This window comes from Mesorhizobium sp. M0615, assembly GCF_040320805.1.
Lineage (GTDB): Bacteria > Pseudomonadota > Alphaproteobacteria > Rhizobiales > Rhizobiaceae > Mesorhizobium.
In genome coordinates, this window is the sequence record NZ_JAMYQI010000005.1 from 323278 (window position 1) to 347757 (window position 24480).

The 24480-nt window shown below is 64.5% G+C and carries 27 protein-coding genes, 1 tRNA gene and 1 pseudogene; 17 read left to right on the plus strand and 12 right to left on the minus strand.

The annotated features are described in order from the left end of the window. Positions 1-140 precede the first annotated feature (140 nt). From cbiE to NKI46_RS11135, 8 genes are all read left to right on the plus strand, one after another. Positions 141-1367, plus strand: a complete 1227-nt coding sequence (gene cbiE, locus NKI46_RS11100; protein WP_352746186.1) for a precorrin-6y C5,15-methyltransferase (decarboxylating) subunit CbiE — start codon at positions 141-143, stop codon at positions 1365-1367. Then, positions 1364-1750 carry a cobalamin biosynthesis protein gene (locus NKI46_RS11105; RefSeq protein WP_023690940.1) on the plus strand — a complete coding sequence of 129 codons (387 nt, stop codon included), beginning with the start codon at positions 1364-1366 and terminating at the stop codon, positions 1748-1750. Before cbiE ends, NKI46_RS11105 begins: the two co-directional genes overlap by 4 nt. Further along, on the plus strand, positions 1747-2511 hold the full coding sequence (gene cobM / locus NKI46_RS11110; RefSeq protein WP_352746188.1) for a precorrin-4 C(11)-methyltransferase: 765 nt from the start codon (positions 1747-1749) through the stop codon (positions 2509-2511). The genes NKI46_RS11105 and cobM overlap by 4 nt, the downstream gene beginning before the upstream one ends. After that, positions 2508-3314: a uroporphyrinogen-III C-methyltransferase gene (cobA, locus tag NKI46_RS11115; protein WP_023746870.1), complete on the plus strand. Its 807-nt coding sequence runs from the start codon at positions 2508-2510 to the stop codon at positions 3312-3314. The genes cobM and cobA overlap by 4 nt, the downstream gene beginning before the upstream one ends. After that, the gene (locus NKI46_RS11120; RefSeq protein WP_023746871.1) at positions 3311-4624 is read left to right on the plus strand and encodes a cobyrinic acid a,c-diamide synthase CobB; all 1314 of its coding nucleotides are present in this window, start codon (positions 3311-3313) and stop codon (positions 4622-4624) included. Before cobA ends, NKI46_RS11120 begins: the two co-directional genes overlap by 4 nt. After that, the gene (cobS, locus tag NKI46_RS11125) at positions 4621-5388 is read left to right on the plus strand and encodes an adenosylcobinamide-GDP ribazoletransferase (protein ID WP_031242630.1); all 768 of its coding nucleotides are present in this window, start codon (positions 4621-4623) and stop codon (positions 5386-5388) included. Before NKI46_RS11120 ends, cobS begins: the two co-directional genes overlap by 4 nt. 24 nt (positions 5389-5412) lie before the next feature. Further along, positions 5413-6423 carry a nicotinate-nucleotide--dimethylbenzimidazole phosphoribosyltransferase gene (gene cobT / locus NKI46_RS11130; RefSeq protein ID WP_352746193.1) on the plus strand — a complete coding sequence of 337 codons (1011 nt, stop codon included), beginning with the start codon at positions 5413-5415 and terminating at the stop codon, positions 6421-6423. Between the two features lie 250 nt (positions 6424-6673). Further along, positions 6674-6946, plus strand: coding sequence for a hypothetical protein (locus NKI46_RS11135; RefSeq protein ID WP_155922523.1), 273 nt, complete (start codon positions 6674-6676; stop codon positions 6944-6946). On the opposite strand, the gene NKI46_RS11140 is transcribed toward NKI46_RS11135, so the two are convergent. From NKI46_RS11140 to NKI46_RS11150, 3 genes are all read right to left on the minus strand, one after another. Continuing rightward, positions 6939-7091 carry a hypothetical protein gene (locus NKI46_RS11140; protein WP_352746196.1) on the minus strand — a complete coding sequence of 51 codons (153 nt, stop codon included), beginning with the start codon at positions 7089-7091 and terminating at the stop codon, positions 6939-6941. The genes NKI46_RS11135 and NKI46_RS11140 overlap by 8 nt on opposite strands. Positions 7092-7123: 32 nt before the next feature. Next, positions 7124-7199 (minus strand) — tRNA-Lys (locus NKI46_RS11145). Between the two features lie 345 nt (positions 7200-7544). Continuing rightward, positions 7545-8453 carry a PhzF family phenazine biosynthesis protein gene (locus NKI46_RS11150; protein WP_352746199.1) on the minus strand — a complete coding sequence of 303 codons (909 nt, stop codon included), beginning with the start codon at positions 8451-8453 and terminating at the stop codon, positions 7545-7547. A 113-nt stretch (positions 8454-8566) separates the two neighbouring features. On the opposite strand from NKI46_RS11150, the gene NKI46_RS11155 reads away from it, so the two are divergent. The 4 genes from NKI46_RS11155 to NKI46_RS11170 all read left to right on the plus strand — a co-directional run bounded on the left by NKI46_RS11155 (position 8567) and on the right by NKI46_RS11170 (position 12148). Further along, positions 8567-9853 carry an efflux RND transporter periplasmic adaptor subunit gene (locus tag NKI46_RS11155; RefSeq protein WP_023741650.1) on the plus strand — a complete coding sequence of 429 codons (1287 nt, stop codon included), beginning with the start codon at positions 8567-8569 and terminating at the stop codon, positions 9851-9853. Between the two features lie 4 nt (positions 9854-9857). Beyond that, positions 9858-10562 carry an ABC transporter ATP-binding protein gene (locus NKI46_RS11160; protein WP_023685174.1) on the plus strand — a complete coding sequence of 235 codons (705 nt, stop codon included), beginning with the start codon at positions 9858-9860 and terminating at the stop codon, positions 10560-10562. After that, complete coding sequence (locus NKI46_RS11165; protein ID WP_023685173.1) at positions 10559-11776, plus strand: ABC transporter permease; 1218 nt, start codon at positions 10559-10561, stop codon at positions 11774-11776. The genes NKI46_RS11160 and NKI46_RS11165 overlap by 4 nt, the downstream gene beginning before the upstream one ends. Before the next feature lie 129 nt (positions 11777-11905). Further along, complete coding sequence (locus NKI46_RS11170) at positions 11906-12148, plus strand: hypothetical protein (protein WP_023690325.1); 243 nt, start codon at positions 11906-11908, stop codon at positions 12146-12148. On the opposite strand, the gene NKI46_RS11175 is transcribed toward NKI46_RS11170, so the two are convergent. Beyond that, positions 12145-12864, minus strand: coding sequence for an NUDIX hydrolase (locus tag NKI46_RS11175; RefSeq protein ID WP_023668380.1), 720 nt, complete (start codon positions 12862-12864; stop codon positions 12145-12147). The two genes, NKI46_RS11170 and NKI46_RS11175, sit on opposite strands and share 4 nt — an antisense overlap. Before the next feature lie 5 nt (positions 12865-12869). After that, positions 12870-13982, minus strand: a complete 1113-nt coding sequence (locus NKI46_RS11180) for an endonuclease/exonuclease/phosphatase family protein (protein WP_352746202.1) — start codon at positions 13980-13982, stop codon at positions 12870-12872. 157 nt (positions 13983-14139) lie between these two features. On the opposite strand from NKI46_RS11180, the gene NKI46_RS11185 reads away from it, so the two are divergent. Further along, on the plus strand, positions 14140-14733 hold the full coding sequence (locus tag NKI46_RS11185; RefSeq protein ID WP_352460273.1) for a BA14K family protein: 594 nt from the start codon (positions 14140-14142) through the stop codon (positions 14731-14733). Between the two features lie 169 nt (positions 14734-14902). Beyond that, positions 14903-15187: a PilZ domain-containing protein gene (locus NKI46_RS11190; RefSeq protein ID WP_023685169.1), complete on the plus strand. Its 285-nt coding sequence runs from the start codon at positions 14903-14905 to the stop codon at positions 15185-15187. An 81-nt stretch (positions 15188-15268) separates the two neighbouring features. On the opposite strand, the gene ilvC is transcribed toward NKI46_RS11190, so the two are convergent. The 3 genes from ilvC to NKI46_RS11205 form a co-directional block, all read right to left on the minus strand. Next, positions 15269-16288, minus strand: a complete 1020-nt coding sequence (ilvC, locus tag NKI46_RS11195; protein WP_013531065.1) for a ketol-acid reductoisomerase — start codon at positions 16286-16288, stop codon at positions 15269-15271. Between the two features lie 23 nt (positions 16289-16311). Next, entirely contained in the window at positions 16312-16977 is a 666-nt protein-coding gene (locus NKI46_RS11200) for a TetR/AcrR family transcriptional regulator (RefSeq protein ID WP_245264573.1), read from the minus strand. 143 nt (positions 16978-17120) lie between these two features. Beyond that, entirely contained in the window at positions 17121-17579 is a 459-nt protein-coding gene (locus NKI46_RS11205; RefSeq protein ID WP_352626227.1) for a MarR family winged helix-turn-helix transcriptional regulator, read from the minus strand. Between the two features lie 95 nt (positions 17580-17674). Between NKI46_RS11205 and NKI46_RS11210 the strand changes: the two genes are divergently transcribed. Together NKI46_RS11210 and NKI46_RS11215 are read left to right on the plus strand one after the other, a co-directional pair. Beyond that, entirely contained in the window at positions 17675-17980 is a 306-nt protein-coding gene (locus NKI46_RS11210) for a Rieske (2Fe-2S) protein (RefSeq protein ID WP_352626226.1), read from the plus strand. A gap of 1 nt (position 17981) precedes the next feature. Then, complete coding sequence (locus NKI46_RS11215; protein ID WP_352626225.1) at positions 17982-18722, plus strand: glutathione S-transferase family protein; 741 nt, start codon at positions 17982-17984, stop codon at positions 18720-18722. Here the strand turns inward: NKI46_RS11215 and NKI46_RS11220 are convergent. Then, positions 18685-19920: pseudogene (locus NKI46_RS11220) on the minus strand (FAD-dependent oxidoreductase); the annotation flags it as partial. The gene NKI46_RS11215 and the pseudogene NKI46_RS11220 overlap by 38 nt on opposite strands. 75 nt (positions 19921-19995) lie before the next feature. Continuing rightward, positions 19996-20403, minus strand: coding sequence for a winged helix-turn-helix transcriptional regulator (locus NKI46_RS11225; RefSeq protein ID WP_023690335.1), 408 nt, complete (start codon positions 20401-20403; stop codon positions 19996-19998). 138 nt (positions 20404-20541) lie between these two features. On the opposite strand from NKI46_RS11225, the gene NKI46_RS11230 reads away from it, so the two are divergent. Next, positions 20542-21432 carry an SDR family oxidoreductase gene (locus NKI46_RS11230; protein ID WP_023741658.1) on the plus strand — a complete coding sequence of 297 codons (891 nt, stop codon included), beginning with the start codon at positions 20542-20544 and terminating at the stop codon, positions 21430-21432. A gap of 50 nt (positions 21433-21482) precedes the next feature. On the opposite strand, the gene NKI46_RS11235 is transcribed toward NKI46_RS11230, so the two are convergent. After that, positions 21483-22523, minus strand: a complete 1041-nt coding sequence (locus tag NKI46_RS11235; RefSeq protein ID WP_352626223.1) for an SDR family oxidoreductase — start codon at positions 22521-22523, stop codon at positions 21483-21485. Between the two features lie 35 nt (positions 22524-22558). Beyond that, the gene (locus NKI46_RS11240; protein WP_286442487.1) at positions 22559-24478 is read right to left on the minus strand and encodes a potassium transporter Kup; all 1920 of its coding nucleotides are present in this window, start codon (positions 24476-24478) and stop codon (positions 22559-22561) included. Positions 24479-24480: the final 2 nt, after the last annotated feature.

Below are 24480 nucleotides of genomic sequence, written 5' to 3' on the forward strand. Positions count from 1 at the left end.
GGGAGGCGTCAGCGCCGGAGCGTCTCCCTCCTCCCCGTCACTACACAGGGAGGTGAGGAGTGGTCTGGCTGGCAGACGAAAAGTCAATTGCTTGACTTTTCGAACGACGAACGCCTCAGGCGGATGAGGGGCGGCGCGACATGTCAAAAAAACAGCCCACGCCAAAATGGCTTACAATCGTCGGCATCGGCGAGGACGGTTTAGCGAGTCTCGGCGACGAGGCCAAGCGGCAGATCGCTGACGCCGAGACCGTCTTCGGCGGCAAGCGGCATCTGGCGCTGGTGGCTTCGCTCATCAAGGGTGAGCAGCGCCCATGGCCGGTGCCCTTCGATGCCGGCATGGCAGACGTGCTGGCGCTGGCCGGCCGGCAGGTCTGCGTGCTCGCCTCCGGCGATCCGTTCTTCCATGGTGTCGGCGCTACGCTTGCCCGCAAGGTGAAGCCTGGGCAAATGCATGTTATCCCCGCGCCGTCAGCGATTTCGCTGGCCGCCGCACGGCTCGGCTGGGCGTTGCAGGACATCGAGACGATCTCGCTGCATGGAAGGCCGCTCGACCTGATCCGGCCGCTGCTGCAGCCCAGGGCGCGCATCCTGGCGCTGACATCGGACGGCGATGCACCCACAGCAATCGCGGGTCTGCTCGTCGAACTCGATTTCGGCGCTTCGCGGCTGACGGTTTTGGAAGCGCTGGGCGGACCGAACGAGAAGCTTCGCTCGGCACGTGCCGACGCTTTCGACGTCAGAGACATCAATCCGCTCAACGTGCTGGCGCTTGAGCTTGAATCGACACAAGAGGCCCGCATCCTGCCGCTGAGCGTTGGCCGCGCCGACCATCTGTTCGAGCATGACGGCCAGATCACCAAGCACGACATCCGCGCCATGACGCTTGCGGCGCTGGCGCCGAGGCGTGGCGAATTGCTGTGGGACATCGGCGCCGGTTCCGGCTCCATCGGCATCGAATGGATGCTCGCTCACCCCTCGATGCGCGCCATCGCCATCGAGGCCAACAGCGACCGCGCCGCCCGCATCGTCCGCAACGCCGCGCATTGCGGCGTGCCCGGTCTTGTCGTGGTGGAAGGGTCGGCGCCCAAGGCACTGGCCGGGCTGGACACGCCGGATGCGATCTTCATCGGCGGAGGTGGCAGCGACGTCGGCTTACTGAACGCCGCCATCAAGTTGCTGCCATCCCGTGGCCGTCTCGTTGCTAATGCGGTGACGCTGGAGATGGAGGCGCTGCTTCTCGCGGAGCACATCAAGCGCGGCGGCGACCTTACCCGCATCACCATTTCCCGCGCTTCTCCTGTCGGTTCGATGCAGGCCTGGCGCCCGGCCATGCCGGTCACCCAGTGGAGCTGGGTGAAGCCATGATGGTGGCGGGCATCGGCAGCCGGAAGGGCGTGAGCGTCGAAGACGTGCTCGCGGCGATCGAAACCGCCCTCGAAGCGCACGGGCTGGCGATAACCGCGCTGTCGGCCTTGGCCACCGCCGCGCTCAAGAAAGACGAAGAAGCGATCTCTGCCGCTGGCCGCACGCTCAACCTTCCCGTCATCATCGTTGATGACGCAGCACTTCAGGCCGTCTCGTCGGAGGCACTCAGCAAATCCGATCTCTCGCAGGATCTCGCCGGCACACCCTCAGTCTCAGAAGCCTCCGCCCTTGCCGTTGCCGGCCCCGGTGCAAAGCTGCTTGGTCCACGCACCGTGCTCGGCCCGGTCACCTGCGCCATCGCCATCAGCGGAGACGCGCCATGACCGTGCATTTCATCGGCGCCGGTCCCGGTGCCGCCGACCTCATGACACTGCGCGGCGCCAAGCTGCTGGCAAGCTGCCCGGTCTGTCTGCATGCCGGCTCGATCGTCGCGCCGGAATTGCTGCAACACTGCGCACCGGGGACCAAACTGATCGATACGGCGCCGATGTCACTCGACGAAATCGAGGTCGAATATGTGACAGCCCACCAGGCCGGCCACGATGTCGCCCGCCTGCATTCCGGCGACCTCTCGGTGTGGAGCGCCGTGGCCGAGCAGATCCGCCGGCTGGAAAAACACGGCATTCCTTACACGCTGACGCCGGGCGTTCCCTCTTTCGCCGCCGCAGCCGCAGCCCTTCGCCGCGAACTGACCATTCCCGAGGTGGCGCAAAGCCTGGTGCTGACCCGCGTCTCCGGCCGCGCCTCGAAAATGCCGCCGGGCGAAACGCTGGCCGGCTTCGGCCGCACCGGCGCCACACTGGCCATTCATCTCGCCATCCACGCCATCGACCGAGTCGTCGCCGAATTGTCGCCGCATTATGGCGGCGATTGCCCGGTGGCGATCGTCTTTCGCGCTTCATGGCCGGACGAGCGCGTGCTGACCGGCACGCTAGCGACCATCGAGGCGCTGCTCGCCGCCGACCCGATGGAGCGCACGGCGATCATCTTCGTCGGCCGCTCGCTGGCAGCGGAAGGTTTTGGCGAGAGTTCATTGTACGACGCCCACTATCAGCGGCGTTTCCGGAGACGGGACGGATTGTGAGCGGTAAAAGCGAAAACACCACGCTCGAACAGGCCCTTGCCCGGCTGAACTTCAAGCCGCGCCGGCTTGAGCCGGGCCATGTCTGGCTGGCCGGCGCCGGCCCCGGCGATCCCGGCTGCCTGACGCTGGAAGTGCTGGCGGCATTGGCCGAGGCCGACGCCGTGGTCTATGACGCGCTGGTCTCCTCTGACGTTGTCGCCGTTGCGGACAATGCCCAGCTGTTCTTTGCAGGAAAACGCGGCGGCAAGCCGTCGATGAAGCAGGACGACATCACCGCTCTGCTGGTGCGGCTGGCGCGCGATGGCCGCCGCGTCATCAGGCTGAAGGGTGGCGATCCCTATATTTTCGGCCGTGGCGGCGAAGAGGCGCTGGCGCTGGCGCGCGAAAAAATCCCGTTCCGCGTCCTGCCCGGCCTGACATCGGGGCTGAGCGCGCTGGCCGCCACCGGCATTCCCGCAACCATGCGCGGCATCAACAAGGCGATCATCCTGGCGACAGGTCATGCCGCCGGCACAGATGACGATCTCGACTGGGGCGCGATCGCCCGCACCGGCCAGCCGGTGGTCATCTATATGGGCATGGCCAATCTGCCTGTTATCGCCGCGTCGCTGCTCGAAGGCGGGCTGGCGCCGTCGACGCCGGCGGCTGTCATCGTTTCGGCGACGACACCGCAGGAGCGGACCGTCGTCGCGACACTCGCCACCATTTCCGAAGCGGCCGCCGCGGCGGAATTGGCCTCGCCGGCCCTCATTGTCGTCGGCGGCATCGTCGCCATGCGCGCAGCACTGGCGGGTAATGCATGACCCGCGCCATCATCATCGGCGCGCCGCGTTCCGGCTCCGGCAAGACCAGCGTCACCATCGGCATTTTGCGCGCGCTCGCCCGGCGCGGCATCAAGGTGCGCGGCGCCAAGTCCGGCCCCGACTATATCGATCCGGGTTTTCATACCGCCGCCACTGGCCTGTCCGGCGTCAACCTGGACAGCTGGGCGATGTCGCCTGACCTGCTCAACGCGTTGGCCGGCAATGCCACCGAGGACGCCGATTTTATCTTCCTCGAAAGCGCCATGGGCCTGTTCGACGGCATCCCGGCCGGACAAGGCCGCACCGGCTCGGCCGCCGATCTGGCGCGGCTCTACCACCTGCCGGTGCTTTTGGTGCTCGACGTCTCGGGACAGTCGACGACGGCGGCCGCCGTCGCCAAGGGTTTTGCCACCTACGACTCGGATGTGCGCATGGCCGGAATCGTGCTCAACCGTCTCGGCAGCGAGCGCCACCGCAAGCTGTGCAGCGAGGCGATCGAAACGCTCGGCCTGCCGGTCGTCGGTGCCATCCTGCGCGATCCCACGCTCAATTTGCCGGAGCGCCATCTCGGCCTCGTCCAGGCCGGCGAATATGCCGACCTGATGACGCATCTCGACCGCCTCGCCGACATGGTCGAGAAATCCCTCGACCTTGACGCCATCATGGCGCTGGCCGCGCCGTTTTCGCCGGCATCAGGCAGTTTCGAACATGCCTTGCAGCCGCCCGGCCAACGAATCGCGCTCGCCGAAGACGCCGCTTTCACCTTCCTCTATCCGCACGTCGCCGGCCACTGGCGTCAGGCCGGCGCCGAGATCGTGCCGTTCTCGCCGCTCGCCGACGAAGCACCGGCGCAGAATTGCGATGTCTGCTGGCTGCCCGGCGGCTATCCCGAGCTTCACGCCGGCAGCCTCGCCGCGGCAACCAATTTTCGAGCTGGCATGGCCTGGTTTGCCGAGACCAAGCCGATCCATGGTGAGTGCGGTGGCTTCATGGTGCTGGGCGAAGCGCTGGAGGACGCGGCCGGCGAGACGCACGCCATGCTTGGCCTGCTCGGCCATTCCACCAGCTTTGCCAAGCGCAAGATGAACCTCGGCTACCGCGAGGCACGCCTGCGCGCCGCCTGTCCGCTGGGGCCGCAAGGCGCGCTGATCCGCGGCCATGAATTCCACTATGCGCAGATGATCGCCACCGGCAATGACGAGCCGCTGGCCGACCTAGCCGATGGCCAGGGCAATCCGCTCGGCGCCTCCGGCTATCGCCGCGGCCTTGTCAGCGGCACCTTCTTCCACGCCATTGCGAGGGGTGCATGACCGCCGTGCCCTCACCCCGGCAAGCGCTCGACGACGTCGCGCTTTGCCTCGTCTTCTTCACCCGGCTGCCGCTGCCGGTCTTCGACTTTCGTGGCCGCAGCCTGGCCGATGCGATCTGGGCGGCGCCTGCCGCCGGCCTCGCGGTCGCTTTGGTCGGCGCCGTCGTCTACGCCATCGGGGTAAAGCTCGGTCTCGCCGCTGGGCCGGCGGCCGCACTTGCGCTTGCAGCAACCCTGCTCGCCACCGGCTGCCTGCATGAGGATGGGCTGTCGGATGTCGCAGATGGCTTTGGCGGCGGCAAGACACGCGATAAAAAACTGGAGATCATGCGCGACAGCCGCATCGGCGCCTATGGCGCAGCAGCTCTTGGCCTGTCGATGCTCATCCGCTGGAGCGCGCTGTCGCAACTGGCCAATCCGACAGGCGTGCTCTTCGCGCTGATCGCCGCCCACGCCGCATCGCGCGGCCTGCTCGGCGCGTTCATGCATTTGGCGCCGGCGGCGCGCAGTGACGGCCTGTCTGCCGGCGCCGGGACCGTCTCGACCCAGACAACTGTTCTCGGCGCCGTGCTCGGGGCCATCCCGCTTCTGACTCTGGGGCTCGGCGGCGCCTTTGCCGCACTGATCCTGCTCGCTCTCGTGTTCAGCGCCTTGCGCGCGCTCTGCCTCAACCAGATTGGCGGCCACACCGGTGACACGATCGGCGCCCTGCAGCAGTTGGGCGAGATCACGGTCCTGCTCGTCGCTTCCATTTCCCTGTCCTGATTCTTCCCCGGAGATTCCTTCCCCATGCCCTTCAAATCATTCGATGAACTGCGCGCCGCCTGTTTCGATCTGCCTGCCGGCAGCGATACCGCCGCCAATGCAGTCGCCCGCCGCCAGGACACGCTGACGAAGCCGCAAGGCAGCCTGGGCCGGCTGGAAACCCTCGCCGCCTGGCTGGCACGCTGGCAGGGCCGCGACATGCCGAAACTCGATCGCGTCAAAGTCTTCGTGTTCGCCGGCAATCACGGCGTCACCGCGCAGGGCGTGTCGGCCTTCCCGTCGGAAGTGACCGTGCAGATGGTGGCGAATTTCGCCGGCGGCCGCGCCGCCATCAACCAGCTGGCCCGCATCGCCGGCGCGGAACTCGACGTCATCCCGCTCGATCTCGATCATCCGACCGGCGATTTCACTGCCGTGCCGGCGATGAATGAAAAGACATTTCTCGCCGCCGTCTCGGCTGGCTATGACGCGGTGACGAAAGACCTCGACCTCGTCTGTTTCGGCGAGATGGGCATCGGCAACACCACACCGGCGGCCGCCATCTCGACCGCCCTGTTCGGCGGCGGCGCTGAAAAATGGACCGGGCGCGGCACCGGCGTCGACGATGCCGGGCTGAAGCGCAAGGTCACCGCCATTGAATCCGGCCTCAAGCGCCATGCCGACGCGCTGTCCGACCCGCTGAAGATCGCCGCCGCCCTTGGCGGTCGCGAACTCGCCGCCATCTTCGGCGCCACGCTCGCCGCCCGCCACAACAATGTGCCGGTGCTGCTCGACGGTTTCGTCTGCACGGCCGCCGCAGCACCCCTGGCGCGACTGCACCCCTCAGGCCTCGCCCACACCATCGCCGCCCATGTCTCAGCCGAATCCGGCCACCGCCGCCTGCTCGAAGCGCTCGGCCTGCCGCCGCTGCTCGACCTCGGCATGCGGCTCGGCGAAGGCTCCGGCGCCTGCCTCGCCGTCAACATCGTCCGCTCGGCACTGGAATGCCATGTAAGGATGGCGAGCTTTGCCGAGGCTGGCGTTTCGGAGAAGTAGCTAGAGCGATTTGACGGGAGGGCGCCGGCCCGAACCTTCACTGACCATCGTCGGGCCGATCACTGGCATTCCGGGCTGGTGGCTCGAACAGCACGGCCGCTGAAAGATTCCCCACCTGGGGGTTGGCCCGCTGCTTCTGTGGTGGGCTCTTTTTACTGGCACTATTCGCCGCCGTTGCCGACAAAATGTGATTGACGTAACGGTGACCAGGCGCAATCATTACGGATTGTGCAGGGTGAGGGCGTTTTCAATGAAACTCGTTGTCTTTGGCGTAGCAATAGTATTGGCCGCTACCGGAGCAGCTGTTGCGAAAGAGAAGAAAAAGGTGGCCACCGCTCAGGCTACAACCTCGTGTTCTACAGCTCATAAGAAGGCTGGCAGCAAGCCGACCGCGAAACCGGATTGCAAATCGACAGGCACCGTGGTTGCGCGACCGTCAAATAGGGCCGAAAACTTCCTGGATCATTATAATCCGCGCTTAGGGTATGACACCAGTCCGTGGTTTCAAACTGGCTTTAATTGATGGCGGCTTCGGCTTCCGGGCCTTTCTTAATCCAGCGCGGCCTTCCCTCCTTCGCCAAATAGCGCACCGGCTTACCGGCCGCCGGATTTAAGGCAAACCTGCCCCATAATTGAGGCATGTCGAGGCGCGTCAACGCGTCCGGCATTCCAAGGTCTTCCACCAACTTTTCTAGAAATTTGGTGGGTGCGCACAGGATTGAACTGTGGACCCGCTGATTAAGAGTCAGCTGCTCTACCAACTGAGCTACGCACCCACTCGACCGGTAAAACCGGCGTTGGCGGGCATATAGCCGCCGATACCGGTCCTGTCCAGCCCTGCCGGAATCATTTCCCGACAAATCGCTCCGGGCTTCGGTTTCGAGTGTTGCAGCGAAGCAAAAACCAGAGTCGTCGGCGGGACAGCGCCCCCCTCTGCCCTGCCGGGCATCTCCCCCACTTGGGGGGAGATTGGCAGCCTTGCCGTTTCGCCTGTCTTTCGGCGTTGGAGATTGGCGAAAGCCAATGCGACATCCGATCTCCCCCCTCGTGGGGGAGATGTCCGGCAGGACAGAGGGGGGCGTGAAGGATCGCCGACAGCGACGATCTCAGCCACGGGCCACTCAAACGAACAGCTTGCCTTCCGCCACCTTTACCGCATGGCCGCCGATGCGCGCCGAGGCCAGTTTTCCGCCTTCGACAGTGAGTTCGAGGCGGATGCGCGAAGGGCGGCCCATCTCCAGCCCCTGCTCGATCCACAGCTGCGAAATGCCGTCGGTCGGGCCATCGAACTGCATGATGGCGCCGGCAAAGGCCGCCGCCGCCGACCCGGTCGCCGGGTCCTCATAGGAGGGAGTACCCGGCACGATCATGCGGACATGGAAGGCGCTGTCATGGTTCACCGTCTGGCGGCAATAGACGTACGGGCTGGCGAAGGCCCATTCGCTCTTGCGCGGCGCCAGTTCCGACCAGGCCTGGTTGTCGAGCTTGATCCGGCCGGCAGCCTCCAGATTGGCGACCGGAATGGTGACGTAAGGCACGCCTGCCGACCAGAACGACACCAGGTGATTCTCGAAGCCGATCTCGTGCGGCGCCAGCCCGAGGGTGGCGCCGATCGCCTCCGGGTCGGCATCGAGCTTCAGCGGCTCCGGCAGCTTCACCAGGTCGAACTCGGCAAAGGTGGCGCCATCGTGCCGGCTGACGGCGCAGCGCACCGGGCCGATATTCTCCTCCAGCACGAAGATGCCGGCTTCGCCCTCGCCTGTCAGTTCGGCCAGCGCGATCGCGGCGCCGACTGTCGGATGTCCGGCAAACGGCATCTCATAGTCGGGCGTGAAAATGCGGATGCGGTTGCGATGTTTTGGATTGTCCGCTGGCAGCACGAAGACCGATTCGGACAGGTTGAACTCACGCGCAATAGCCTGCATGGCGGCTGTATCCAGCCCTTGGCTGTCGAGCACGACAGCCAGCGGATTGCCGGCCAGCCGCTCCGTCGTAAACACATCGTAGAGCAAGTAATTGCGGGTCTGCATCTTGAAAAACCTTCCGCCTCAATCCGAACATGGCCGAAATTTAATTTGATATTCGAACCACCAAGCCTGATCTGTGCACAACAAGGGACATTACGCTTTCATAGGGGTCCGGCGTGGACCAGCTTGTCAATCTGCCAAAGACGGAATCGGATTCCGCCATCGAGGCGGCGCTCGGGCTTGATCAGAGCGGCGTGCGCAAGACGCGCCGCCGGGGCTGGCTTTACGCGCTGCTGGCGCTGATCGCACTTGCCGCCGGGTTGGCTGGCTACCAGTGGTTTGCCGGCTCCCCGGCCAAGATCGACTACACCACCACGCCGGCTACCATTGCCGACCTCACCGTCGCGGTTTCGGCGACCGGCACGCTGCAGCCCCTCACCCAGGTCGACATTTCAAGCGAGCTGTCCGGTATCATCCGCTCGGTCTCGGCCGAAGAGAACCAGCAGGTCAAGAAGGGCGACGTGCTGGCGACGCTCGACACGGTGAAACTCGAGGTCCAGATCGAACGCGCCGAAGCCTCGGCCAAGGCCGCTGCCGCCAATGTCGAGGACGCCACGGTAACCCTGAAGGAGAACGAAAGCGCCCTCACCCGCGCGGCCGAACTGACCAGGCGTGGCATGGCGACCGATCAGTCGCTCGAGGCGGCGACTGCCACGCGCGACCGCTCCAAGGCGGCGCTCGATAGTGCGCAGGCCAATCTTGCCATCGCCCAGGCCGATCTCAAGGCGCAGCAGACCGACCTTGCCAAGAGCACCATCTATGCGCCGATTGACGGCATCGTCTTGACGCGTTCCGTCGACCCCGGCCAGACGGTCGCCTCCTCGCTGCAGGCGCCGGTTCTGTTCATCATCGCCGCCGATTTGAGGAACATGGAATTGGTGGCGGCGGTCGACGAGGCCGATATCGGCGCGGTCAAACCAGGCCAGCATGCACGCTTCACCGTCGATGCCTTTCCGGAGCGGCCGTTCGACGCCGAGATCCGCGACATCTCCTACGCCTCGGTCACCACCGACGGCGTCGTCACCTACAATGCACGGTTGGAAGTCGACAATAACGAGCTTTTGCTGCGGCCCGGCATGACCGCCACGGTTTCGGTCGTCACCAGGCAGGCCAAGAGCGTGCTCACCGTGCCGTCCACCGCTTTCCGCTACCGCCCGGCGCAGCAGGCCGCGCGCGCGTGGAGCCTCAGCGATCTGTTCACCGGCCGCATGAGCCGTGGCGGCAACCGCCGCCAGCCGGTGAAGGCGCCCACCGACGGCTCACGCACGCTCTATGTGCTGGAGAACGGCCGGCCGCACCCGGTCAACGTCAAGATCGGCTCCACCGACGGCGAACTGACCGAGATCACCTCCGGGCTGGATGAAGGTGCAGAGGTTATCACGACCTCGCAGCTGCGGAGCTGACGCCATGGCCGCGGGCCTCATCGGTTTCGACACGGTCTGGAAGAGCTATGGCCAGGGCGAAGCCAAGGTCCATGCGCTGGCCGGCGTCGACCTCGCCATCCAGCGTGGCGAATTCGTCGCCATCATGGGCCCGTCCGGTTCGGGCAAATCGACCGCGATGAACATCATCGGTTGCCTCGACACGCCGACGGCCGGAACCTACTCCTTCATGGGCATCGACGCCGGGCGGCTCGACCGCAACCGCCGGGCGCTTCTGCGCAATCTCTATATCGGCTTCGTCTTCCAGGGTTACAATCTGTTGCCGCGCACCACGGCGGCGGAAAATGTCGAGCTGCCGCTGATCTATCGCGGCGCGCCGGCCCGCGAGCGCCGCGATCTTGCCATGCAGGCGCTGGCGGAGGTCGGCCTGGTCGGGCGCGAACATCACACGCCGGCCGAACTCTCCGGTGGTCAGCAACAGCGCGTGGCGATCGCGCGCGCCATCGTCACCAGGCCGACGCTGCTCGTCGCCGACGAGCCGACCGGCAATCTCGACACCGCCCGCACGCATGAGATCATGGAGTTGTTGACGCGGCTGAACCGGGAGCTCGGCTTGACCATCGCCATGGTCACCCACGAGGCCGATGTCGCCGATTATGCCGAGCGCACCATCCGCTTCCTCGACGGCCACGTCGCGTCCGACACGGCCAAGTCGGAGTTGGCGTCATGATCTGGGAAACCGTCCGCCTCTCTCTGCGCTCCATCCGCCGCAATGTGCTGCGCTCGTTCCTGACGCTGCTCGGCATCGTCATCGGTGTCGCCGCCGTCATTGCCATGCTGACCATCGGTTCGGGCACCACGGCCAAGGTCAAGTCGGACATCGCCAAGCTCGGCTCGAACCTGCTCGTCGTCCGTTCCGGCCGCCCGGCAGGCACCGGCGGACCAGGCGGGCTCGACCAGGCGGTACGGCCTCTGGCCGACAAGGATGTAGCCGCCCTCGTAGCCCACCTGACCGGAGCGCGCGCCATTGCGCCGGCGTCGCAGAAACAAGTCCGCGTCATCTTCGGCACCGAGAGCCTGACCTCGGGCGTCACCGGCACCGACAGCGCCTATCTCGACGCCCGCGACTGGAAGCTGGTGTCGGGCCGCCCGTTCTCGGATTCGGAAACACGCTCCGGCACCGGCGTGTGCCTGATCGGCGAAACGGTGCGCCAGCAATTCTTCGGCGCCGGCGAACCCGAGGGCGAGATCATCCGCGTCAACCGCACCTCGTGCAAGATCATCGGCCTGCTCGAACCCAAGGGCTATACCGGCTTCGGCCAGGACCAGGACAATGTCGTCTTGATGCCGCTTGCCGCCTATCAGCGCCGCATCGCCGGCAACCGCGACATCGACAACATCTACGTCGCCGCCGACGACCGCACCCCGACCACCGAATTGCAGCCGCGAGTCGAGGACATTTTGCGCGACACCCGCCGCATCACGCCGGACCGCGAAGACGATTTCTCGATCCGCGACATGACCCAGATCGCCGACGCCATGGCCAGCGCCACCACCACCATGACCGGCATGCTGGGCGCCGTCGCGGGCGTCAGCCTGCTGGTCGGCGGCATCGGGATCATGAACATCATGCTGGTCTCGGTCACTGAGCGCACCCGCGAGATCGGCATCAGGCTCGCCATCGGCGCGCATGAAAAGCACATCCTCATCCAGTTCCTGGTCGAGGCGACGGTGCTGTCGCTGCTCGGCGGCATTATCGGCATCCTGATCGGCCTGGCGCTGGCCGGCCTCGCCTCGGCAACGCTGGCCATACCGTTTGCGCCGAGCCCGGCGGTCATCCTGCTCGCCGTCGGTTTTTCGGCGCTGATCGGCATGGTGTTCGGCTTCTTCCCGGCGCTGCGCGGCGCCAGGCTCGACCCGATCGACGCGCTGCGCCACGAATAAGCGCCAGATCAGCTCCACCGCAACCAACCGCTATCCACAAGGATGGGTGCTTGTCGACATCGGCAATACTTGTTGTCGTCCGGTCTGCGATGCTAATTTTAGAGCAAAGCATCTGGTCAAGGAGTGGCAATGAGCAAGAAGGCGCGGCTGATTCTGACGATGGTGATCATCGAAGGCGCCCTTGCGGGACTTTGGTGGTATCTCGCCCGCTACGGCATGGCCAATCCCGATCGTGTCACCGCCGATTTTCAGGCAGTCGTCGGCCAGACGATGGGCATGGTCATGGGTGGATTGCTGGGCATCGGCGTTATCCTGTTCCTCGTCGCCGCCCGCAACGACCGCAAGGCGGCGCAGAACAATCCGCGCCGTTAGCCCCCGCCACCGCCAAAATGCCACTCGACCAGCGGCTTCATATGCGGTGCCAGCCCTTCCGGCAGGTCGGCGGCGTGGCGGATGATCACCGGCCCCTCGATCTCCGGCTCGGTCTCGGTCGCGACGAAGGCGCCGATGCGCCGCGCAATCTCGTCGGCCGGCGCATCGACGTGGTAGCGGCGGAAGAGGACCGTGCCGGTCGAAGTCGACAGCGCATGGTAGCGCTTGCCGCGCGCAGCGCCTGTCAGGTCAAGCCCGGTCTCCTCGCGCACTTCACGGATCATGTTGAAATCGACATCGACGCGGCCATCGCGAAAATCGATCGGCTCGAACGAGCCGGCAGCGAAGTAGACACTGCCGGCCGGGACCGTGTGCGCGCCCATGCGGATCGCCACCAGGGCGTTGTCGCCGGCGACCAGCATGGCGTGACCATAGGCATGCTCGGCGCCCGTCCCCTGCCGGTTCTTTCGCCACAGCAGGAAGGTCGAGTACTTCACCGCGTGACAACGCCCGACGATCCGGTTGTCGCGCCAGGCGAGCGCCGAGAGCAGCACCACCGTGCCGTCGAACAGCGCCGGATTGGCCGTGACCTCGCGCCGCCAGTTGTCAGTGATCGCCTGCGCGTTGTCGCGCTCGAACGGATGCGGGCCGGGGTCGAGCCGGACGTCGATTTCGTCGACGGGCAGGATGACGTTGCGCGGCAGGTCGAAGCTCACCGTGCTCAAGCCATGTCCAGGGTAATTGCGACGGGACAATGGTCCGACGCCTTCGGCCGGTCCCAGCCGGCGCGCGGAAAGCGCTCCACCGCCTGTCCCGCCGGAAAGATGGTGCGCCAGGGCTGGCCGTTGCGGATGATGTCGGGAACCGCCGTCGCATTCTTCGCCGCCAGCCCTTTCGACAGCAGGATGTAGTCGAGCTGGCACAGATGCCGCTCCTTCGGCCCGCGCGTGTGGTAGAAACTCCAGCGGTCCATCTCCGGCCGGCGTTCGACGACGTTTTCGCAAAAGCCGCCGGCGGTGAGCACATCGATACAGGACTGGCTCTCGTCGATCACCTGGAAGCGGTAGCCGTCGACGGCGTCGCCCTCGATCTTCACCCGCTGGCGGTAGTCGTTCATGTCGCCGCAGATCGCCCAGTTTTTATCGGCTGCGTGCTCCTTGCCGAAGCGCTCCTCGATGATGCGGCGCACGGCTTGCGCCTCGGCGATGCGCACCGGCATCGTCGCCTCGCGCCCGTCGAGCCCGTTGCGCGGCGAGCCCATCGATTTGAAATGGACGAGGTAAAGCGTCAGCGGCACGCCGCCGACCTTGATGTCGACCTCCAGGCAGTCGCGCCGGAAGATGTGTTCATTGGCCAGGTTGCCGAGCGCCTCGAGTTCAGGCGTGTGCAATCCGAACTGCTCGAACGTGACATAGGCATGGCTGGTCATGCGCACGAATTCGATCGGCTGACCTTGCGCTGTCTCGTTGCGCATCATCACGGCAACGTCGATGCCGCGCGAATCATTGCCGGCGGTGGTGTATTTCTGCCGGTAACCCTCGCCCACCATCTTGAAGAGATAGCCATACTCGAACGCCTTCAGCGCCTCGATGTTGTCAACCTCCTGCATGCAGATGATGTCCGCGCGGGTGGCGGCGATGGCGAGCGCGGTCAACTGGCGCGTATCGTCGGACTGCGCGATGGCGCGCGCCTGCTCCAGCATCCGGTATTCGGCTTCGCTCTGGATGTCGAAAAGCGCCAGCGTGCGGTCTTCGTTGAGCTGGTTGCGGAAGCCCGAGAAATCGAACCTGTTCATCAGGTTTTCGACATTGAAAGTGGCGAGGCGCAGCGACATGGGCTGACCTTTGCCTGCAAGCGCCCATGAAAACAAGGGCTGCTCGTCATGGCGGATGGAACCTTTCCGTTCATCCTCCGTTCAGACGCAAAGGTCCATCAATAGGCCACTTCCCTGGGGTATCCGGGCGTGGGGCCTGTATCACTTGGAGAGTGCAATGAGCTCGCTCTTTTCGTCCACCGTCAAATCCGGGCTGTTAGCGCTCGGTCTTTTTTCGGGTCTCACGGCGCCATCCGCCGCGGGCCCGATCCTGCAGCCAAACCTGGCGGTGCCGACAAGCACCGCATTGTCTGACATCACACCGGTTCGCGACAGCTGGGCTGGCGGCAATGACCGCCGCTCCTTCAACGATTGGCAGTGGCGCCGCCACGACGGCCGTCGCTTTGCCCGGTCAGGCAACTGGAACAACGGCAACTGGAATGGCGGCAACTGGAACGGCGGCGACAACTGGCGCTGGCGCCATCACCGTCACCATCGCGGCCGTGATTTTGACACCGGCGCCGCAGCAGTTCTCGGCCTCGGCCTGGGTCTCGGCCTCGGCAGCATCTACAACAACGGCTACTACAATAACGGCTATTACAATGACGGCTACTACGTGCAGCCGGCGCCCCGCCGCTATTACCGCACGCAGCGTCTGTCCAGCGCCCATGTCCAGTGGTGCTACGACCGCTATCGGTCCTACCGGGCCTGGGACAACACGTTCCAGCCCTATGGTGGCCCGCGCCAGCAATGCTGGTCGCCCTACAGCTGAACTATAAACGACAATACACGACGGCGCCGCCCCATCGCGGCGCCGTTTTCATTTGGGAAAGACGGCTGGTCTCGGTCACCGCTAACCATATGTTTATCGGCTCAGCCTATCCGTGATATCGTGCCCCATCTGACGATCGCGCCGATCCGGTCGCGAAGGACGTGCCGTCATGGCCGACAACGAATTGCGAAACAAACACCGGCAGCGCGTGCTGAAAGGCGCGACGATTCTGACCGGCCTCACCAATTCCGAGGTCAAGTGCACGGTGCGCAACATGCATGCCGGCGGCGCCGAGCTGAAAGTGTCTATTGACGCGCGCGTGCCGGACGAGTTCCTGCTCTATGTGCCGGTCGACGGCATCGGCTACAAGGCCATCGTGCGCTGGCGCCGCGACGACCGCATCGGCGTAGAGTTCACCGGCACCGAGCCGAAGCCGCATTGGCACTATGGCTGAGCGTCCTGATCGATAAACCGGCATGAAAGAGCCGGCGGATCGCTCCGCCGGCTCTTTGCTCCCAATCCTGACGACTGCGGGTTAGTTCTTGGCCTTGTCGACCAGCTTGTTCTTGGAAATCCAGGGCATCATGGCGCGCAGCTTGGCGCCGACTTCCTCGATCTGGTGGCTGTCATTGTTGCGGCGGATGCCCTTGAAGCGCGACATGCCGGCGCGGTATTCCTGCATCCACTCCGAGGTGAATTTTCCGGTCTGGATGTCTTTCAGCACGCGCTTCATCTCGGCCTTGGTCTCGGCGGTAATGATGCGCGGGCCTGAGACATATTCACCCCATTCGGCGGTGTTCGAGATCGAGTAGTTCATGTTGGCGATGCCCCCTTCATAGATCAGGTCGACGATCAGCTTGACCTCGTGCAGGCACTCGAAATAGGCCATTTCGGGCGCATAGCCGGCTTCCACCAGCGTCTCAAAACCGGCGCGGATCAGTTCGACCAGGCCGCCGCAGAGCACGACCTGCTCGCCGAACAGATCGGTCTCGCATTCCTCGCGGAAATTGGTCTCGATGATGCCCGAACGGCCGCCGCCGACGCCGCAGGCGTAGGACAGAGCAAGATCGAGCGCGTTGCCGGAAGCATCCTGGTTGACGGCGACCAGGCACGGCACGCCGCCGCCCTTCTGGTATTCGCCGCGCACCGTGTGGCCGGGGCCTTTCGGCGCGATCATGACGACATCGACGGTCGACTTCGGCTCGATGAGGCCGAAATGCACGTTGAGGCCGTGCGCGAAGGCAATCGCGGCGCCGTCACGTATGTTTGGCGCGATTTCGTTTTTGTAGATGTCGGCCTGCAATTCGTCAGGCGTCGCCATCATCATCAAATCGGCCCATTTGGCAGCGTCCGCCACGCTCATCACCTTGAGCCCGTCGGCCTCGACCTTCTTGGCCGTCGCCGATCCCGCCTTGAGGCCGATGGCGATTTCCTTGGCGCCCGAATCCTTGAGGTTGAGCGCATGCGCCCGGCCTTGGCTGCCATAGCCGATGATGGCGACCTTCTTGCCCTTGATCAGATTGAGATCGGCGTCGCGATCGTAATAGACACGCATCTTTTGCTTCCTTCCCGTAGAGATTAGAGGCCTTGCGGCCCGGTTTTTGCTCCATAAAGAGCGAGAAACTGCTGCGTTGCCCGGACGGCATCGCCGCCGATCGCCGCTTCAGTCAATTCCAGCCTGTCGCCGAGCAGGAGACGGATCTGCACGTCGCGGGCGACCAGCCCGAAAAAGGTCCGGAACGCCATTTCGGCATCCGTAAAGTCGAGCAGCCCGGCCTGCTTGCCGGCAAGCAGCACCGGCTTCAGCCGTCTGGCCAGCGCGAAACGGCCATTCTCCAGCACGATGGCGCCGAGATCGTCCTTTCCGGATCCGGCATGGCCGACCGCGACGCGGTTCAGCGCGATCGAGGTATCGCTCGAAATCACCTTCAGCCAGTCCGAGGCGAAGCCTTCCAGGCTTGCCGTCAGCGAGGCAAGATCGAGCCGCTCACCGTCGACCGGCACCACGCGCACTTTCGATGCCTGCCACTGCACGGTCGCCGTCAGCAGTCCGTCGCGGTCGCCGAACCATTTGTAGAGCGTTTCCTTCGAGCAGCTGGCGCGGCGCGCCACCGCCGTCATGGTCAGATTGTCGCCCTCCTCGACCAGCAGCCGCAAAGCCGCGTCCAGGACGGCCTTTTGCCGCTCTGTCAGCACTTCGCTGGTATCGATCTCGGCCCTTGCCTGCAACAATTTCCTGCCCATTCGATGAGGTCGCCGGGTCGCCTCAAACGGCGTACCGTACGTTACGGTTCGGCATATTGCGCAATCCTATGCTCGACGCAAGGGGTCAGGTAGAAAAATCGTCGACGTGAGAGCCGCCGAGCAAACCACGAGATTCTGACGGATCAATCATCGGCGGGCGGATGGCGCAGCTCTCCAAGCAGGCTCGCCAGTATCTTCAGCTCCTCGGCGGAGAGTTTTGCGCCGACCAATTCCGCAATCGACCGTCCATAGACAGCCCACATCCGTCGCCGCGTCTGACGGCCCTTGGCCGAGATGCGGATGGTCTGGCCGCGGCCGTCATCGGCAGCCCTGAGCTTCTCGACCAGTCCGTCTGCCTCGAGGCGCGCCAGAAGCCGCGAGATGTTATACTGCGCAAACAGTGTGCGCTCGGTCAGCTGGAATGGCCGCAGCCCGCCCTCACCCGCCTCGGCGAGTTCATGCAGCACGTCATACCAGTCGAGCGGCGGCAAGCCGCTAGTCTTCAAAGCCTCTTCCGCCTTTTCGATGAGCTGGCGCGAAACCCGCATCAGGCGGGCCCAGGCCTTGACGGCTTCGGGCGAAGGCGTGGTTGTTTTGATCATGACCCATCCTAGGCGGTAGATGCAATTGCATCAAGCTTGACGGTCAATGCACTTGCATCTATATGCATGCAACTGCATCGATCCGGGAAAGATCCATGAAACACGAAATTTGCAAAGTCGCCGACGTCCCACAGACGGGCAGCCTGATCGCACCGTTCTTCGGCCGCGAGGTCCATGTCTGGCGCAGCGGCGAGCGTGTCCGTGCCGCCGCCAATGTCTGCCTGCATTTCGGCGGGCCGCTCGGCTGCAAGGACGGCAAGCTGGTCTGCCAATGGCACGGTGCCGCCTTCGATATGGAAAGCGGCGATCGGCTTGAAGGTCCGGCGCTAAAAGCGTCGCGACTGATGTTCCTGTCGACGCGCGTCGAGGACGGCGCGTTGAACTATGTCTGGGGAGAGTGACATGCCTGAGAAGAATGAAATGACTGGCAAGCTCATTCTGGTCAGCCATCATCTGTGCCCCTATGTCCAGCGCGCCGCGATCTCGCTGACTGAGAAGGGCGTGCCGTTCGAACGCGTCACCATCGACCTCGCCAACAAGCCGGACTGGTTCAAGGCGATTTCGCCGCTGGGCAAGGTGCCGCTGCTGATCGTCCACGCAAATGGCGAGGAGACAGTGATCTTCGAATCCGGCGTCATTCTCGAATTCCTCGAGGAGACGCAAGCCAATCCTCTGCATCCGGCCGACGCCTACGCCCGCGCCAGGCATCGCGCCTGGATCGAGTTCGGCTCGGCGACATTGAACGCCATCGGCCGGTTCTACTCGGCATCGACGGAGGCCGCCTTCCTGGCGGAATCCGCAGCGCTGTCAGCCATGTTCGATCGTGTCGAGAACGAATTGGCCGACCAGGCCGGACCGTGGTTCAGCGGCCAGCGCTTTTGCCTCGTCGACGCCGTCTACGGCCCGGTCTTCCGCTATCTCGACGCCTTCGACCGGATCGGCAATTTCGGCCTGCTGGACGGGAAGCTGCGGGTCCAGGCCTGGCGCAAGGCGTTGAGCGAACGCGCCTCGATCAAGGGTGCCGTGGCGCCGGACTATCCGCAGCGGCTGCGTCTATTCCTGCGTGCGAGAAATTCGTTTCTCTCGACCCTGATCCCGCCGGATGATCTGGCCAGTGCACCTCCTCTAGCCCGATCCGCCTGAACGGATCGATCAGCGTGCCGGCCACCATCGAGGCAAGCACGCTTGGCACTGGCGGGATTTTGGCGATGGTTGCCACCAGCCTGTCGCGGAAGAAGGGCAGCATCGTGCCGTCCGACTGGTAGAACGGCGTCAGCGCCAGCGACAGCAGCTGGAAGATTCGGACATGCCATCGCCGCGCCCGGGCGTAGCTTTCCAGCGCTGCCTCGACGTTGCCCGTTTGTGCCAAGGCATGGCTGAGTGCTGCCGCGTCGAGCAGCGCCATGTTGGCGCCTTGCCCGAGCTGCGGGCTGGTCGAATGCGCGGCATCGCCGATGACGGCCAGCCTGCGGCCGGCCGGCAGCTTCATCGTGTGGTGGCCGTAGCGCGCCAGCAACAGCTGGTCGAAGCTGTCGATCTGACTGGTGAACGCCTCGCACTGTGGCCACAGCGAGACCAGTCTCGCCTTCCAGGCGTCGAGCCCTGCCGCGCGCACGTTTTCGGCATCCGCCGGCTTCAGGCTCCAGAAGAACGCCGCCATCTTTTCCCCGCCCGGCTCCGGTCGGCCGATCGGCAGGACGCCGATCATCACGCTGGCCTTGTCGTAGCGCTGCAGCAGCGCATTTTCGTCGAAGCCTTGGCGCCAGCCGAGCGAGGCCCAGAACGCGCCGTAAGTGAGCTGCCGCGGCTCGGCCGGATCGTTGAGGCACCGGCGCAGCTTCGAACGCGAGCCGCTGGCGTCGACGACGAGGTCGAACGGCCCTGCCCTGCGGCCCCCCACCGTTCGGCTCTTGTCGAAGATCAGGCTTGCCCGCTCACCGACGTCCAGCGCCTCGATCTCGACACCGGTTTCGATGGCGATGCCTTGGCGCTGCACGGCGCGGAACAACACGTTGAACAGCGCCGCCCGGTGCACCGCCAGCCCGAAGCGGCCGCCAGGCTGCGCGTCGTAGCGCACGGCGAGCACGGTGCGGCCGGTCGAGGCATCGGCGCCATGCAGACGCTCGATGCGGCTGCCGAGCGCCAGAATGTCGTCGAGCAGGCCGAGATCGGCAACCACGCTCAGCCCGGTCGGCTGCAGGATCAGTCCGGAGCCGACGGGCTTGGGCTCCTCGAAACGTTCGAAGATGGTGACGTTATGGCCCGCACGCTTGAGAAAGAGCGCGGTGGCGAGCCCCGCCGGGCCGGCGCCCGCAATCGCGATGTCTAGAGATTTTTCCATTGCCCGCCCAACCACTGGCGGGACAATCCTTCAGCGCCATTGTCAAATCAAGCCATTGCTGCATGGACCAAAATATCAGCCACCGGCGTCGAAGGCAGCGCGCGCCTTGCGCACCGCACCATGGTTGAGTTCGGCCCACAGGATCAGTTGATGCAAGGCGCCGAACATCGAACGGCCGAGATCGGTCAGGCTGTATTCGACGCTTGGCGGCTTGGTCGGGAACACTTCGCGATGAACAAAGCCGTCGCGCTGCAGATCGTGGAGCGTCTGGGTCAGCATGCGCTGCGAGATGTCGGGCACCAGGCGCCGCAACTCGCCGAAACGATAGGGCTGCTCGGCGAGCGCCGCCATCAGCAGCGAACTCCATTTGCCGTTCACACCCTGCATCACGTCGCGAACCGGGCAATCGGCAATGTTTGCGCCATCGCTGGTGGCTTTGAATATATTGAGCTTGGTTCTCAGATTGACGACCTTGCCGTCCATGGCTGCTGGTTCCCTGGCGGTGCCTACCTCCCTAAAAACTGCCTTCTTTACGGTGGCCGGTCAATTCTTATTTTAGTGCTGGTCTCTTTTTGAGACTGTCAGAAGCACCCGCCACCCGGCGCAATTTCAGGATCCCCCATGACCGCAACCCTTCTCGTCACCGGCGCTTCCGGCCAGCTTGGCCGCGGCGTCATCAACCACCTGCTGGACACATTAAAGGTCCCCGCAAACCGCATCATCGCCACCACCCGTACACCCGCCAACCTTGCCGATCTGGCGGCGCGCGGCGTCGTCGTCAGAGCCGCTGACTTCAACGACCCGCAATCGCTTGCCGAGGCCTTCGCGGGAGCCGACCGGGCACTCGTCATCTCGACCAACGAACTTGAGGTACAGGGGAAGCGGCGCGAGCAGCAGCTTGCGGCGGTGACGGCGGCCAAACAGGCTGGCGTCGGCCACCTGCTGTACACCTCGATGCCCAACCCCGAGCCTGGTTCGCCGGTTGTTTTCGCGCCCGACCACTACGACACCGAACAGGCGATCAAGGCGAGCGGCATCCCCTACACGATCTTCCGCAATGGCTGGTATAACGAGAACCTGTTCATGGCGTTGCCGCAGGTTCTGGCATCGGGTCAGTGGTACACCTCCGCCGGCGACGGCGCCATTTCCTACGGCACGCGCGACGATTTCGCGGCGGCGATCGCAGCGGGGCTCGCCTCGGACAGCAGCGAAAGCGCGACTTACACGCTGACCGGCCCCAGTGCGTATACGGCTGCCGAAGTGGCGGCGTTGGTCACCGAAGTCACCAGCAAGCCGATCCAGGTCATCCAGCTTTCCGACGAAGCCCTGACCGAGGGAATGAAGTCGGCCGGCCTGCCTGAACCCTTCGCAAAGGTGCTGGTGTCGTTCGACGCTGCCGCCCGCGCAGGTGACCTCGGCATGGTGACCGACGCGGTCGAAAAACTCTCCGGCCGAAAGTCGGTGCCGCTGAAGCAGTTTCTGGAGACGAACAAGGCTGCACTGGCCGGCTGAAAGCTGCCGTTGCGGGACGCCGAGCCCTTACGATTCGGCCTCCCGCACAATTACTTACGTCGCTTGACCAGTCCCAGCCGGATCAGGCTTTCGCCCGTGGCAATCAAAGCATCTTCGCGCGAGCGTGGCGCCCAGCCGAGCACGCGCACCGCCTTGGCGTTGGTGGCGTTCTTGATCTTGCCCAGTTCCGTTGCGAGCTGTGCCGCTTCCGGATTGAACAGCCCGATGATGCGCACCAGCCAATCGGGAAACTCCCGCGTCGAGACGCGCGACGCCGCCGGCCCGAGCCGCGTCTTCAGGGTCTGCGCGATCTCGCGCACCGTCATGAAATCGCCGGCGACAGCGAGGAACCGTTCGCCCTTGGCGGGGGGGTGGGTCATGGCGCGAACATGCAGATCCGCCACGTCGCGCGCGTCGACGACGCCGAAGGACAGGCGCGGCAGCCCAGGCACGGCGCCGTTCAGCATGCGCTGGACAAATTCGGTCGAGGTCGAATGGTCCGCGCCGAGCACCGGTCCAAAGATGCCAACGGGATTGACGACCGCAAGTTCCAGCGCGCCGCCCTGCTCGGCGATGAAATCCCAGGCCGCGCGCTCGGCGAGCGTCTTGGACTTCACATAGGCGCTGACCTTGCCTGCCGGATCGGTCCAGTTTTCCTCGTTGAAAGGCTGCCCATCCGCGCGCATCTTGCCATAGCCGACGGCCGCGAAGGATGAGGTGAGCACGACGCGCCTGACCCCGGTATCCCGCGCCGCCCGCAGCACGCGCAACGCGCCCTCGCGTGCCGGAAGGATCAGGTCATCCTCATGCGTGGGCACGCCGGGCGGAAAAGGTGATGCGACATGCAGCACGTAATCGCAGCCGGCCACCGCCGCCGGCCAGCCTGCGTCGGCCATCAGATCGGCATGGGCGAATGAAAGGGCGTCACCGGGCTCCGTGCCACCTGCCTTGAGCATGGCGAGCACATCGGCTTCGCGCCTGGCCGATCGCACGGAGGTGCGGACGCGGTAGCCGGCCTTCAACAGTTCGAGGATGCAGTGAGCGCCGAGGAAGCCGGACCCGCCGGTGACCAGCACCAATTCGCCGCTCATATTAGCCTCCTCGACGATTTATCCGTTCGAGACCCTCAGATCGCCACCTGCGTGCCGATCTCGACCACACGTCCGGTCGGGATCTGGAAATACTCCGTCGCATCGGCCGCCGAGCGGGCGAGCCCGATGAACAGCTTGTCCTGCCACACCGGCATGCCGGAATTGGGCGATGCCTTGAGCGAGCGCCGCGACAGGAAGAACGACGTCGTCATGATGTCGAACTTCCAGCCCTGCTTGCGGCAGATCGCCAGCGCGCGCGGAATGTTGGGCTGCTCCATATAGCCGAAGGTCAGCGTCACCCGCATGAACAACTCGTTGACTGTCTCCATCTTGACCCGCTCGCTGTCGGGCACCAGCGGCTGCGGTGCGGTGACCACCGACAGAATGACGTTCTGCTCGTGCAGCACCTTGTAGTGCTTCAGGCTGTGCATCAGCGCTGTCGGCGCGCTTTGCGGATCGCTGGTCAGGAACACGGCGGTGCCGGACACCAGCTGCGGCTTCTTCTTCAACAGATTGCCGGCGAGGAAATCGAGCGGGATTTCGTTGCGCCGGGTCTTGTCGAACAGATAGCGGCTGCCGCGCACCCAGGTCCACATCGCCAGAACGATGGTGAAGGCCACCGCAAGCGACGCCCAGCCGCCCTCGAACACCTTGACGATGTTGGAGGCAAAGAAGCCGATGTCGATGAACGCGAACACCGCCGTCATCGCCACCGCCACCCACAGCCGCCATTTCCAGATGCGCGTCATGACGACGAACAGCAGCACCGTCGTCACCAGCATGTTGCCGGTCACCGAGATGCCATAGGCGGAGGCCAGCTTGCTCGATTCGCCGAAACCGACGACCAGCAACATCACCGCCAACGCCAGCAAAACATTGACGCGGGGCATGTAGATCTGGCCCGACTGCCGTTCCGACGTGTGCAGGATTTCGAGGCGCGGCAGCATATTGAGCTGCACCGCCTGCCGGGTCAGCGAGAAGGCGCCGGAGATGACCGCCTGGCTGGCGATAACCGTCGCCGCGGTTGCCAATACCACCATCGGGATCAGCGTCCAGCCTTCGTTCATCTCGAAGAATGGATGGCCGACGTGACCGTTCTTCGCCAGCACGAAAGCGCCCTGCCCGGCATAGTTTAGCAGCAGGCAGGGAAACACGATGGCCAGCCAGGCGAGCACGATGGGCTTGCGGCCGAAATGGCCGAGATCGGCATAAAGCGCTTCGGCGCCGGTGACGGCGAGGAAGATGGCGCCGATGGTGACGAAGGCGACATCGGGCGAATTGATCAGGAAGGCGACGATGTAGTGCGGGCTGACCGCCCACAGGATTTCGGGATCGGCGATGATGTGGTTCAAGCCCGAAAGACCGATAGCCAGGAACCAGACCGCCGTGATCGGCCCGAAGATCAGCGCCACACCGCCGGTCCCGAAGCGCTGCACCGAAAACAGGATCGCAAGGATGACCAGCGTCAGCGGCACGACGTAGGGCTGGAAGGTCGGGGTAACGACATTCATGCCTTCAACCGCCGAAAGCACCGAGATTGCCGGCGTGATGACGGCGTCACCGAAGAACAATGACGCGCCGACAATACCGATGGCCAGGATGATCGCCGAGCGGGTCGGGAAACTGCCGCGCGCCAGTGCCATCAGCGACAGCACGCCGCCCTCGCCTCGGTTGTCGGCTCTGAGCACAAACATGATGTATTTGATGGTGACGATAATCGTCAACGACCAGATGATGAGGGACAGCACGCCCAGAATATCGCCGCGCTCGGCGATTTCGCCGCCGGAGGACGCAACAAGCGCTTCCCGGAAGGCGTAGATCGGGCTGGTGCCGATGTCGCCATAGACCACACCGAGCGCGCCCAGCATCAGAACTTTGGTGCTGTGCTGTTCGATTTCGGGATGGCTCGATTGTTCGACGGGTTCTGCCTCAATACCAGCATTGGTAAGGGCCATGG